Annotated in this window: 10 protein-coding genes and 2 riboswitches; of the genes, 7 read left to right on the top strand and 3 right to left on the bottom strand. The window is 47.8% G+C overall.

Translation table 11 applies throughout. The features are described 5' to 3' along the window. Positions 1-23 precede the first annotated feature (23 nt). The 6 genes from ACR32F_RS25050 (at position 24) to ptsP (ending at position 7,585) form a co-directional block, all read left to right on the top strand. Positions 24-560, top strand: coding sequence for a protease (locus tag ACR32F_RS25050; protein WP_440111852.1), 537 nt, complete (start codon positions 24-26; stop codon positions 558-560). Between the two features lie 66 nt (positions 561-626). After that, a complete protein-coding gene (locus ACR32F_RS25045) occupies positions 627-2,174 on the top strand; it encodes a flotillin family protein (protein WP_440111850.1) in 1,548 nt (515 codons plus the stop codon). A 162-nt stretch (positions 2,175-2,336) separates the two neighbouring features. Further along, the gene (glcT, locus tag ACR32F_RS25040; protein WP_440111848.1) at positions 2,337-3,185 is read left to right on the top strand and encodes a glucose PTS transporter transcription antiterminator GlcT; all 849 of its coding nucleotides are present in this window, start codon (positions 2,337-2,339) and stop codon (positions 3,183-3,185) included. A gap of 290 nt (positions 3,186-3,475) precedes the next feature. Beyond that, positions 3,476-5,527: a glucose-specific PTS transporter subunit IIBC gene (gene ptsG / locus ACR32F_RS25035; protein WP_440111845.1), complete on the top strand. Its 2,052-nt coding sequence runs from the start codon at positions 3,476-3,478 to the stop codon at positions 5,525-5,527. A 77-nt stretch (positions 5,528-5,604) separates the two neighbouring features. Beyond that, positions 5,605-5,880 (top strand): HPr family phosphocarrier protein, encoded by a 276-nt coding sequence (locus ACR32F_RS25030; protein ID WP_440111843.1) that lies wholly within the window; start codon positions 5,605-5,607, stop codon positions 5,878-5,880. Further along, positions 5,873-7,585, top strand: a complete 1,713-nt coding sequence (gene ptsP, locus ACR32F_RS25025) for a phosphoenolpyruvate--protein phosphotransferase (protein WP_440111841.1) — start codon at positions 5,873-5,875, stop codon at positions 7,583-7,585. The genes ACR32F_RS25030 and ptsP overlap by 8 nt, the downstream gene beginning before the upstream one ends. A 293-nt stretch (positions 7,586-7,878) precedes the next feature. Here the strand turns inward: ptsP and gcvPB are convergent, their stop codons facing one another. From gcvPB to gcvT, 3 genes are all read right to left on the bottom strand, one after another. Beyond that, the gene (gene gcvPB, locus ACR32F_RS25020; protein ID WP_440120007.1) at positions 7,879-9,318 is read right to left on the bottom strand and encodes an aminomethyl-transferring glycine dehydrogenase subunit GcvPB; all 1,440 of its coding nucleotides are present in this window, start codon (positions 9,316-9,318) and stop codon (positions 7,879-7,881) included. Positions 9,319-9,461: 143 nt separating this feature from the next. Continuing rightward, entirely contained in the window at positions 9,462-10,817 is a 1,356-nt protein-coding gene (gene gcvPA, locus ACR32F_RS25015) for an aminomethyl-transferring glycine dehydrogenase subunit GcvPA (RefSeq protein WP_440111839.1), read from the bottom strand. Then, positions 10,814-11,950, bottom strand: coding sequence for a glycine cleavage system aminomethyltransferase GcvT (gene gcvT, locus ACR32F_RS25010; RefSeq protein ID WP_440111837.1), 1,137 nt, complete (start codon positions 11,948-11,950; stop codon positions 10,814-10,816). The genes gcvPA and gcvT overlap by 4 nt, the downstream gene beginning before the upstream one ends. 214 nt (positions 11,951-12,164) lie before the next feature. Further along, positions 12,165-12,265: riboswitch (glycine riboswitch) on the bottom strand. A 3-nt stretch (positions 12,266-12,268) separates the two neighbouring features. Continuing rightward, positions 12,269-12,391, bottom strand: a riboswitch (glycine riboswitch). A gap of 343 nt (positions 12,392-12,734) precedes the next feature. On the opposite strand from gcvT, the gene gcvH reads away from it, so the two are divergent. Beyond that, positions 12,735-13,127, top strand: a complete 393-nt coding sequence (gcvH, locus tag ACR32F_RS25005; RefSeq protein WP_440111835.1) for a glycine cleavage system protein GcvH — start codon at positions 12,735-12,737, stop codon at positions 13,125-13,127. The last annotated feature ends 196 nt before the right edge of the window (positions 13,128-13,323 follow it).

Here is a 13,323-nt window from a genome sequence, read left to right as displayed (position 1 = left end):
GCAGAAGAGAGGAGGAACGGGGAATGGAGTCAATCTATTTGGGGTGTCTAATCGGAGGAGCAATATTTGCCGTCGTCAGCCTTGTGCTGGGTGACTTGATTGACGGCTTGTTAGACGGGGCCTTTGAATTGCCTGGCCTTGATTTTTTCAAACCCGTTGTGTTAGCTGGTTCCATTACAACCTTTGGTGGGGCTGGCATTATGCTGACACGTTATGGTTCTTTGAGTGCGATGTCCGCACTGATACTATCCCTGCTTATAGGTATTGCTGCAGCCATGCTGGTATTCTTCGCATATATCAAACCGATGCGTAACAGCGAGGTCTCGGTTGGATTTTCAATGAAAGAGTTATCGGGGAAAATTGGGGAAATTACCATTCCGGTGCCGGAGAAGGGTTTTGGCGAAGTGATGATCCGTTTTGCTTCCGGTAATACGATTCAAACAGCATCCAGCTTTGAACACCTCCCCATTGCGGCGGGAGCCCGTGTTGTCGTTGTGGATGTAGTAGATGGCGTACTGCGTGTGTCGGAATGGGAAGAAGATGTACTTAAAGATGTATAAGGTAGTCTAATTAGCTAAGCAGTTTATTGAGCACTCATCATGAATGAATAAGGGGAGAGATGTGGAATGAATTTAGATTGGGATGTGTTGTTGATTCCTGCCATTGTTGTTGGTGTGATTCTGATTCTGGGTTTGGCTTTCTGGGCGAGATACAAAACGGTTGGACCGGATGAAGCGATGATCGTTACGGGGTCTTTCCTGGGTAGCAAAAATATTGCTGATGATGACTCTGGTCGAAAAATTAAAATTGTTCGTGGTGGCGGCGCATTTATCCTGCCGGTATTCCAGCAATCCGAGTTTATCTCATTGTTGTCCCACAAGCTGGATGTCTCCACACCGGAAGTGTACACGGAACAAGGTGTTCCGGTGATTGCTGACGGTGTTGCTATTATCAAGGTTGGAGGCGCTGTAGAGGACGTTGCTACGGCTGCTGAGCAATTCATCGGTAAACCTGTAGAAGCGCTTAGAAGCGAAGCACAGGAGGTGCTGGAGGGGCATTTGCGGGCCATCCTCGGTACGATGACGGTGGAAGAAGTATACCGGAACCGGGATCGGTTCGCGCAAGAGGTTCAAGGGGTAGCGGCCAGAGATCTGAAGAAAATGGGTCTGCAGATTGTTTCATTCACCATCAAGGATGTTCGTGACAAACAGGGCTATCTGGATGCTCTCGGTAAACCGAGAATTGCCGCGGTGAAGCGGGATGCCGAGATTGCTGAAGCGGAAGCGATGCGTGATGCGCGTATTCAGAAGGCCAATGCGGAAGAGCAGGGTCAAAAAGCGGAGTTGCTGCGTGATACCAATATCGCCGAGGCTGCCAAAGAGAAGGAACTAAAGGTAGCGACGTTTAAGCGGGATCAGGATACAGCGAAAGCGGAAGCCGATCAGGCGTACCACATCCATGAAGCGCGTGCGAGACAGATCGTGGTGGAAGAAGAAATGAAGGTTGAACTCGTTCGTAAAGAACGTGAGATTGATCTGCAGGAGAAAGAAATTGTCGTACGTGAGAAGCAATATGATGCGGAAGTGAAGAAAAAGGCAGAAGCTGATCGTTATGCGGTGGAGCAGGCTGCCGAAGCGGATAAAGCCAAAAGAATGCGTGAAGCCGATGCGGTACAGTACTCGATTGAAACGCATGCCAAGGCAACAGCTGAACAGAAGCGGCTTGAAGGCCAGGCGATGGCGGATGCAGAACTTGCCAAAGGTACAGCGGATGCAGAGGTTATTCGTCTGAGAGGACTTGCAGAAGCAGAAGCGAAGGAAAAGCTGGCCGAAGCATTCCAGAAGTTTGGTGAAGCTGCCGTACTTGATATCATTGTCAAAATGCTGCCTGAACTTGCTGGCAAGATTGCTGAGCCGATCTCGGCCATTGATAAGCTTACCGTTGTGGACACGGGTAAGGGTGAAGGTGCAACGCGTGTAAGCAATTATGTAACAGAGCTTATGGCAACGGCTCCAGAGATGCTCAAAAGCGTCTCCGGTATTGATGTGGAGCAGTTAATCAAAGGACTGACGAAATCCAAAATAGCGGCACCCGTTTCCGTTCAACAGAGCCAGCCTGCAACATCATCGCCCATAATCGAGAAGATTTTGGAAAAAGCCGTCACAGACGAGTAAGAATCGGGATGGAGCAAGTGAATCTCTATTGACCTTAAGGCGAATTTTTGTTACGTTTTAAACGAGACGTCCGGCGTGGATTGCCCGCACCGGATGTCTTTTCGTTCGTAACTAGGGTGTGACTTATCACATCTAAGATGGTGTAAAAAAGAGGTGCAAACGTTGAGCAGCCTGCATGTAGCCAAAGCACTAAATAATAATGTAATTATTGCACAGCATCCTGAACATGGGGAAGTCGTGGTAATTGGTAAAGGCATTGGCTTTAACAGGAAAACCAATGACATTATTCCACTGATGGCTGTAGAGAAGATGTTCATTTTGAGAAACCAGCAGGAGCAAGAGCAATACAAGCAGCTTCTTCCACAGGTGGATGAAGCATTGATCGAGATTATTAACGAACTCATTATGTATATCGGAGAGCGTACGGATGTTCCTTTGAACGAACATATTCATATTGCATTGACAGATCATATTGCTTTTGCATTGAAACGTAAAGAACAAGGGATCATCATTCAGAATCCTTTCCTATATGAAACCCGTGAGATCTATCCTGAAGAGTATCGTATGGGAGAGTATGCGGTTCGTTTGATTAAGGAAAAATTAGGCGTAGATCTGGGAATGGATGAGATCGGTTTCATCGCACTTCACATTTATAGTGCCATGACCAATCAGAATATATCTCAAGTTCGAGAGCATTCACAATTGATTACAGACTTGGTGAGCCTTGTGTCTAACCAACTGGATTATTCATTTGAGACGGAGTCCCTGGATTATTCCCGGTTATTAACACATCTTCGATTCGCCCTTGAACGCGTGCGTCGGGGGGATAAAGTGGAAGAACTCCATAAATTAGATTCCTTGTTGAAGTTGGAGTATCCTGAAATGTACTCGCTTGCATGGAAACTCACGAAAGTGATGGAAAGACGACTAAATCTTCCTGTATATCCTGCCGAAGTGGGATACCTTACGATTCATTTACAGCGTTTGAACCAAAGGAAAGAAGAAGAGTAAGTGAAATATTTACTCAGGTTTAAATGTATTTTGAGATTTTAGCTGTAAAGGCTTGCACTGAGTTTGAAGTGGTGCTACAATGATTCCGTAATCAAGCAACTGAATAAACATAAGCGACGTGTTACTGACTCGATCAGGCATGAGTTATTTAGAGTGTGATTGTTCTTACCTTATATAGGGTATGCTATACCCCAAGGTTGGCACATTTCACTTTATTAATTCATGCCTTTTTTGTGTTCCATTGCTTGCATAACAACATATAAACTTAGACGAAAGGGTGAAAAAACGCGATGTTTAAAAAACTTTTTGGTGTATTGCAAAGAGTAGGTAAAGCACTCATGTTGCCAGTGGCCATTCTGCCAGCGGCAGGTTTGCTGCTCGGAATCGGTAACATGTTAGTTAATCCGGACTTCTTGCAATATGTTACTGCGCTAGACACCCCTTGGGTGAACTCGATCGCAACAATCATGATGAACGCAGGTCAGATCGTATTTGATAATCTGGCATTGTTGTTCGCCGTCGGCGTAGCTGTCGGATTGGCTGGTGGCGAAGGGGTTGCAGGACTTGCAGCGATCATCGGTTATCTGGTCATGAATGTTACATTAGGTTCTGCGGTAGGTGTTACTCCGGCCATGATCGGCAAAGTGCCTGGTTATGCCAGCATTCTGGGTATCCCTACATTGAGTACAGGCGTGTTCGGAGGTATTATTATAGGTATTGCCGCCGCGCTATGTTACAATCGGTTTTTCAAAATTGAACTGCCGTCTTATCTTGGTTTCTTTGCAGGTAAACGATTTGTCCCGATTGTCACATCGGTAGTATCCCTTGTAATCGGGCTGCTTCTTGTGGTTATCTGGCCTCCGATTCAAAATGGACTGAATTCTATATCTCACTTCATGGTAGATACAAGTCCGACCTTGTCGGCGTTCATCTTCGGAGTTGTAGAACGGTCACTTATTCCGTTCGGTTTGCATCACATTTTCTACTCCCCATTCTGGTTTGAGTTTGGTGAGTACGTGAATAAGGCCGGAGATGTTATTCGCGGGGATCAGAAGATCTTCTTCAGCCAGCTACGTGATGGCGTTGCTCTCACAGCGGGAACATTCCAAGTTGGTAAATTCCCGTTCATGATGTTCGGTTTGCCAGCAGCGGCACTTGCGATGTACCATGAAGCAAGACCGGAGCACAAAAAGTATGTTGCAGGGATCATGGGTTCAGCTGCGCTGACCTCGTTCCTGACAGGGATTACAGAGCCGCTTGAGTTCTCGTTCCTGTTCGTAGCACCAATCTTGTTTGCAGTACACTGTATCTTTGCTGGTTTATCTTTCATGACCATGCAGATTCTTGGTGTCAAAATCGGGATGACCTTCTCCGGTGGATTCATTGACTTCCTGATCTTCGGAATCATACCGAATCGCACACCTTGGTGGGATGTTATTATCGTGGGCTTGGTTCTTGCGGTAATCTACTACTTCGGATTCAGATTTATCATTCGCAAATTCAATCTGAAAACGCCAGGACGTGAAGATGCAACACCTGAAACAGCATCGGGTGGAGGTTCAGGCTCAACGGATGAACTGCCTCATAATATTCTGGCTGCCTTTGGTGGACAGGAAAATATCAAACATCTGGATGCATGTATTACTCGTTTGCGGATTGAAGTCAATGAGAAATCCAATGTAAATAAAGATCGTTTGAAACAATTGGGTGCATCTGGCGTGCTTGAAGTGGGTAATAATGTACAGGCCATCTTTGGTACACGTTCAGATACGATCAAATCTCAAATGCAGGACATCATTGCAGGCCGGACTCCAGCACCAACGCCAGCAGCTGTTAAACCGACTCCTGAAGAGGAGAAGGCGCAAGGTGAGCAAGGCGAACGTATTATTGCTGAGGACATCGTCATGCCAGTTAATGGTGAGTTGATGGATATCACTAACGTTCCTGATCCGGTCTTTGCAGAGAAAATGACAGGTGACGGTTTCGCTGTTCTGCCACATGATGGCAAAATTGCTTCGCCTGTGTATGGTAAAGTGTTTAATGTATTTCCGAGCAAACATGCCGTGGGCATTATGTCTGACGGTGGCAAAGAAATACTTGTTCATATAGGTGTTAATACGGTGAAGCTGAAAGGTCAAGGCTTTAACGTACTTGTGCAGGAAGGCGATCTGGTATCTGCGGGACAGCCGATTATGGAAGTGGATCTGGAGTATGTGAAAGCTAACGCTCCGTCGATCATTTCCCCGATCATTTTCACCAACCTGCCAGAAGGCTCCACAGTGACCTTGAAGAAGAGTGGAGTGCTGAAAGTTGGCGATCAGCCAATCATTGAGATAAAATAAGAAGTGTTACGTCGATGGCAAGCAAGTGTGTATATATGCAATGCCTAAACCAAATTACTGAAAGTGAGATGATTGTAATGCAACAAACATTCAGAATTACAGACGAAGATGGTATCCACGCACGTCCGGCGACAGCCCTGGTTAATACAGCTAACAAATTCAAAGGTGCAGAATCCTTTGCAGAAGCTAACGGTAAAAAAGTAACTTTGAAATCCATCCTGGGTGTTCTTTCTCTCGGTTTGGAACAAGGCGACATCATCAGCATCATCGTTGAAGGTGAAGGCGAAGCTGAAGCTCTTCAAGCTTTGACTGACGTTATGGTTAACGAAGGGTTGGGCGAAATTAATGCTTAATGTCTCCGGGATCGCGGCTTCGGCGGGTATTGCTATCGCCAAGGCGTTTATCTTGGAGCATCCTGATTACTCTGTAGAAAAACGCCAAATTAACGACGTTGACGCAGAGATCGCGAAACTCGACTCAGCTCTGGGCAAGTCCCAGGCTGAGCTTGAGGCGATCAAAGAGCGTACTTTACAAGAGCTTGGCGAGAAAAAAGCTGAGATTTTTGCTTCACATTTGCTCATCTTGAATGATCCGGAACTAATTGATCCGGTGAAAGCTAGAATTGCTGATGATATGATCAATGCCGAATTTGCTTTGAACGAAACGGCATCGCAATTTATCTCCATGTTCGAAAACATGAAGAGTGCTTACTTGCAGGAACGTGCTGCAGACATGCGCGATGTGACCAAACGTGTGCTAAATCACTTGCTTGGTATCGACTTCATGAGTCCGGCTGAGATCAATGAAGAAGTAATCGTGCTCGCGGAGGATCTGACGCCTTCCGACACGGCTCAACTGAACCGCCAATATGTTAAAGGTTTTGCGACCAACATCGGTGGACGTACTTCTCACTCGGCGATCATGGCTCGTTCCCTTGAAATCCCGGCTGTCGTTGGAACCAAGGACATTCTGGCTCAAGCGAAACAAGGCGATATGATTATCGTGGATGGTCTGGATGGTCATGTACTGGTTAACCCTACAGATGACGTTATTGCTGAATACCGTGCCAAACAGGAACAGTATGATGCACAACGTGCAGAGTGGAGAAAACTTCGCGATGAACCAACCGTAACCGTGGATAACGTTCATGTGGAACTGGCTGCCAACATCGGTACACCGAATGATGTAACAGGAGTCCTGGAGAACGGCGGCGAGGCTGTAGGCCTGTACCGTACTGAGTTCTTGTACATGGGCAGAGACAAGCTTCCTTCCGAAGACATTCAGTACAATGCATACAAAGCGGTACTGGAAAAAATGGAAGGCAAACCTGTGGTTGTCCGTACACTCGACATCGGTGGAGACAAAGAGCTTCCATACCTGGATCTGCCAAAAGAAATGAATCCATTCCTCGGCTTCCGCGCAGTTCGTCTGTGTCTGGACCGTCTGGATATCTTCCGTACACAATTGCGCGCATTGCTGCGTGCCAGCGTACACGGAAACCTGCGTGTCATGTTCCCAATGATCGCAACACTGGGTGAATTCCGTGAAGCGAAGGCTGTCCTGCTCGAAGAAAAGGAGAAGCTGGTTGCTGAAGGGATTGCTGTTTCTGACAGCATTCAACTCGGAATCATGGTCGAAATTCCTTCGACTGCAGTTCTGGCGGATCAGTTTGCTAAAGAAGTGGATTTCTTCAGTATCGGAACCAACGATCTGATTCAATACACGATGGCTGCTGACCGTATGAACGAACGAGTGGCTTATCTGTACCAACCTTATAACCCGGCCATTTTGCGTCTGGTTAAAATGGTTATCGATGCAGCGCATCGTGAAGGCAAATGGGTTGGCATGTGCGGTGAGATGGCCGGAGATGAAACAGCAATTCCATTGCTGCTCGGTCTTGGGCTGGATGAGTTCAGCATGAGCGCAACATCCATCTTGCCAGCTCGTAGTCAGATCACCAAGCTGTCCCGTGCGGATATGCAAGGACTGGCTGCCAAAGCTCTGGATATGCAAACGGCTGAACAAGTCGTTGAATTGGTTCAAAGCATTCAAGCGTAATTTTAAGGGGTTTCCACCCGATTTTAAGGGCCTTTCTTTTTCCGATAAAAGAACTGCAGTCATGCAGTGATTTTGCCGGTACCTGCTGTTACAGCGGGTACTGGCTTTTTTTATTTGGAGTCGATGTTCTTATGAAAAGAATACACAGCAGCAGTCGCTCTACGCGGTTGCTGCTGTGTATTTATGAACGACTGTATTGTCTCCTTATTTATCAATTCCAACATCCGACAACCGTACAGCTCTCAATTTAGAGTTGTACGGTTGTCGGAATTACGATACGAATGTAGACAGGTTTAACTGCAAGCGCAGTTCAGGATAGGTTTACGGGCAGCCGTTGTCTCGTCCAGACGGGTAACTGGCGTTCCATATGGGGCATTAAGTACCAGTTCCGGTGTCTCTTCCGCTTCCTTGGCAATTCGAATCATCGTATCAATGAAGCCATCCAGCGTTTCTTTGCTCTCGGTTTCTGTTGGTTCGATCATGATACACTCTTCGACGTTGAGCGGGAAGTATACAGTCGGCGGGTGATATCCAAAATCAAGCAAACGTTTGGCAACGTCGAGGGTGCGCACACCATACTGTTTCAGTCCCCGGCCAGACATAACAAATTCATGCTTACATATGCCCGGATATGGAATCTCGTAGTAAGGGGAGAGCCGGGCCATCATATAGTTGGCATTCAGTACTGCACATTCGGATACGCGGCGCAAGCCTTCGGGTCCATAGGTACGAATATACGCATAGGCACGTACCAGGATACCAAAGTTGCCGTAATAGGCTTTGACCCGACCAATGGATTGATCACCTTCACGGTCCAGTGCATAAATGCCCTGATCATTTTTGATGACCATCGGTTTGGGAAGGTACGGAATCAAACGGCTCTTCACACCAACCGGTCCGGCACCGGGGCCACCTCCGCCGTGTGGTGTACTCATCGTTTTGTGCAAGTTCAGATGCACCACATCGAAGCCCATGTCTCCTGGACGGGTAATGCCCATAATGGCATTGGAATTGGCTCCATCATAATAGAGCAGACCACCAGCCTGGTGCACAATGGATGCAATCTCCTGGATGTCTTTCTCAAACAGGCCGAGTGTATTCGGGTTGGTCAGCATCAGTGCAGCCGTATCCGAACCAACAGCTGCGCGGAGTGCTTCCAAATCCACCAGACCGTCAGTACGAGATGGAATCGTTATAGTCTCAAATCCTGCAACGGTTGCGCTTGCCGGGTTCGTACCATGAGAAGAGTCAGGCACGATCACTTTTGTACGCTGTTCACCGCGACCTTCATGGTAGGCACGAATCATCATGAGACCGGTCCATTCCCCATGTGCGCCAGCGGCCGGTTGCAGGGTCACCGCATCCATACCCGTCAGACCTGCAAGGTCATTTTGCAACGTGTATAACAGTTCAAGTGCGCCCTGAATGCTGGATTCATGCTGATAAGGATGGATTTTGGCGAATCCATTATACCGTGCAACATCCTCATTAATCTTCGGATTATATTTCATCGTACAGGATCCGAGTGGATAAAATCCGTTATCCACCCCGAAGTTACGACGGGACAGGGCAGTGTAGTGACGAATAACATCTACCTCGAACACTTCAGGCAGTGCTGCTGCTTCCGAACGGAGCATTTCCCGGGGAATCAACGTATCGGCAGCTTGACGAGGAACGTCACATTCTGGCAAGGAGTAAGCGACCCGACCCGGACTGCTAAGTTCAAAAATCAACGATTGTTCTGGTGCTGGAGTGGTAGCCTGAGCAGTGGTTGTTGTTGTGACTGCTTCAGGCTGGCCTGAAGTGGAGAGAGAGACAGTCGATTCGGTTTGAACTTGTGCGGATGTTGTTGTCGTTGTTGTTTTGGTTTCCTGAGTCACAGCGATCCCTCCAATACACGTGCGAATTCGTCGATCTCTTCCTTGCTGCGTCGTTCAGTAACGGCAATCAGCATATGTCCGGCGAGCTCGGGATAATCCCGTCCCAGCTCATACCCGCCAATGAAACCCGCTTCGAGCAATTTCAGTTGCAGGGTTTCTACATTCGTTCCCTCAGGCAGTTGGATGACAAACTCATTAAAAGTCGGTGCGGTGAATGTAAGCGAGACTCCCGAGATTGCGGAAAGTGTGTTAAGGGCATAATGACTCTTTTGCAGATTTAGATCCGCGACATCGATCATGCCCTGTTTACCCATAATGGACATATACACGGATGCGCTGAGCGCAAGCAAAGCCTGATTGGAACAGATGTTGGACGTGGCTTTTTCACGGCGGATATGCTGTTCACGAGCTTGCAGTGTAAGTACAAAACCGCGTTTGCCGTTACGGTCGGTGGTCTGGCCTACGATTCGGCCAGGCATCCGGCGCATATGAGCCTGGGATACAGCGAAATATCCGCATGTGGGGCCGCCGAGTGAAGCGGCGATGCCAAGGGGCTGCGCATCGCCAACTACGATGTCGGCACCCAGCTTGCCTGGGGCTTCCAGCAGACCCAGCGATAGCGGGTTAGCACTGACAACGAGCAGGCCCTTGTGCGCATGCACGAGGTCAGCAGCCTGCTTTACATTTTCCACAGCACCGAAGAAGTTTGGGCTCTGAATCATGACAGCTGCGGTATCGTCCGATAAGGCGGCTTGCAGGGCTTCCCAATCCGTCACTCCATTTTGATAACCGATCTCGACGATTTCCAGACTCAATCCGCGTGCGTAAGCCTGCAATACCTGACGAGCTTCCGGGTGAACGGTGCGGGATACGATGAGCTGTTTGCGACGAGTGGCCGCTGCGGCCAGATTGCCTGCTTCCGCGAATGCAGTCGCGCCATCATACATGCTGGCATTGGCTACGGCCATGCCTGTTAATTCACAGATGTACGATTGAAATTCAAAAATGGCCTGTAGTTCACCCTGGCTGATCTCAGGCTGATAAGGTGTGTAGGCGGTATAAAATTCGGAACGGGAAATGACATGATTGATGACGGAAGGAACGTGATGATCGTAAATGCCTGCGCCGAGAAAGCTGGCATGTGTTTCGAAGTTTGCATTGGCGTTAGCCTGTTTGGACATGTGACGTGTTAGCGCATATTCATCGAGTTTGGAGGAAACGGGCAGCTCGCCCTGATAACGAATCTCCTGTGGAATGTCCTGGAACAGATCCTCCATCGTTTCCACACCGACGGTTGCCAGCATGGCACGCTGATCCTGCTCGGTCATGGGAATGTAACGGTGCTTGCTCACGCTTGATCAGCTCCTTGAGTAGGTGTCTTTGACGTACGTGTCCGTTTATGAAAAGGGGTCTTCACGACCTCGGCTTTCAGTTTTTTGCCGCGGATCTCAATCTCAAGAGGGGTTCCCAGCGCAGCGTATTTGCTGTCGATGAGGGCAAGCCCCAGATTACGCTTCAATGTAGGGGATTGCGTGCCTGTCGTCACTTCACCAATCTGTACACCTTCGGCGTAAATCGGATAATGAGAGCGGGGAATACCGCGCTCCAGCACTTCGATGCCGACCAGCTTGCGGGCAGGCCCATCATTTTTTTGCTGCAATAAGGCTTCGTGTCCGATAAAAGGTCCGGCATTCAGCTTCACAAACATACCAACGCCAGCTTCCAACGGAGAGATGGTTGCGGACAATTCCTGCCCATACAGAGGCAGCTTGGCTTCAAAACGCAGGGTATCCCGTGCGCCAAGTCCGGCTGGCACCAGTCCGTTGCCTTCTCCAGCCTGCATCAATCCGTTCCAGACTACAGTGGCCTGATCCGCAGGTACATAGAGTTCAAATCCGTCTTCACCGGTATACCCGGTGCGGGACAGCAGCAATTTTACTCCGCATACTTCGGCATCCTGTACAAAACGAAAAGGCTCAATCGTGGATACATCGGCATCGGTAACCTTTCGGATAATATCAACAGCCAGTGGGCCTTGCAGGGCCAATAGGGCAGTATGCTCGGAATCATTCGTCATGCTCACACCAGGGATCAGGTGCTCTTGCAGCCACGTCCAATCCTTGTCGATGTTGGAGGCATTAACGACCAGCATATAATGCTGATCTTCCAGCTTATAAACGAGCAGATCATCCACCACGCCGCCATCGGGATAACACATCAGCGTGTATTGAGCCTGACCGGAAACAAGCGTGGTGACATCATTGGTGGTCATCTGCTGCAAAAAAGCTTCAGCCTGCTCCCCTTGTACCATGAATTCGCCCATGTGAGATACATCAAACAGTCCGGCACGTTCACGTACCGCTTCATGTTCTTTCTGAATCCCGCTGAATTGGACTGGAAGCTCCCAGCCGCCAAAGTCAATGCACCGTACACCTTCATATTGCTGATACAGTGGAAAGAGTGGAGTTCTAAGCAAATCGGACATCCAATCACCTCGTTATGGGCCGTAAAGGGCCGAGTATACAATCATGGATCAATGAACTAAGGTATTCTTAAATTTTCATTTAGAGATCTTCATTAGATAAGTTTGATAAGGCAGCTATGACAGCGCCGCTCTAAATCCTGTTTTTCATTTTTTGGGAAAAAGGAAAAGGACAGGCCAAAGAATCGGCATGCCAGAAGCACGCTGTATTCTTAGGCTCTGTCCTTGGTACCTGAGAGTTACCCCGCCGCCAATATGCAGCAGGTTTCCCCTTGGGTGATCATAACGCCGCATAGGGCGAATAGATGCTCTCCAGAGTTGCGTCCCGTAAAAGTCCTTTTGCCTGAGAGATTCACCTCCGCTTATCGGTGGCTTACTCCTTCGGCGTTACCGCATGTACATCCCAAATCGGGTGTCAGGGGTAAACTCTCCCTTTACATTCATCCGCGGGTATTACATAGTCCAATAAACACGTTTACTCCTCTCATTAAAACGTGAATCCACTATCGATGTCAAGAACGATATCATAGAACTGAATATAAAACCGAATATTATTTACATTGAAATTTATATTGTTCGTGTATTTTGAAAGAGTACGCTTACTATTCTAATATTCACCAGTATATGTAGAAAGAGTGTATTAAGTCACTGGTTTTTGCATGTATTCATTATATAAATTGTGAGGTATCTTGACATTTGATTCAAAAATATCATACGCTATATTCTGGGAAAAAGGTTAAGGTCAAAGAACGCATGCACTCATTAATGAAAAGCGAGGCGGATATCGATGAGCGAATTGAAAAGTGATTTCCTGTACAGTGAAGAGCACGAATGGGTGCAAACCGTAGGGGAGGATACCGTACGTATTGGCATTACCGAGTTCGCGCAGCATCAGCTGGGTGACATTGTGTTTGTGGAAGTGCCTGACCTTGAATTGAATGTAAAAGCGGAAGACAGCATTGGAACGATCGAATCCGTCAAGACGGTTTCGGACTTGTTCTCTCCGGTCAGTGGTACCATTATTGCTGTGAATGATGCATTGCAGGATTCGCCGGAACTCGTTAACAGCTCTCCATATGAGGAAGGCTGGATGATCGAGATTCGTGTTGAGGGTGATCTGACAGCAGCATTGTCCACATTGATGAATGCGGAAGCGTATCGTAAACATATCGAAGAATAGAATCAACTAATTTGTACTCCATAACATATGATGTATACTAAAATAAATATGATTAATGTTGTTACGACCTGTGTGAGCCTTGGTGCTTGCGCAGGTTTTTTTGTGCTTTCAGAGGTCTGCTCCAGCTCCTGGATCAAGCTGATCTGGAATGAAAACGGTCAAGTTGAATCAAGCTATAGCATTCAAATTCATTCTG

The sequence above is a fragment of the Paenibacillus hebaui genome (assembly GCF_051934385.1).
Classification (GTDB): Bacteria; Bacillota; Bacilli; order Paenibacillales; family Paenibacillaceae; genus Paenibacillus.
Note: the sequence above shows the minus strand (reverse complement) of the source record. Positions and strands in the feature narration are given on the sequence as shown.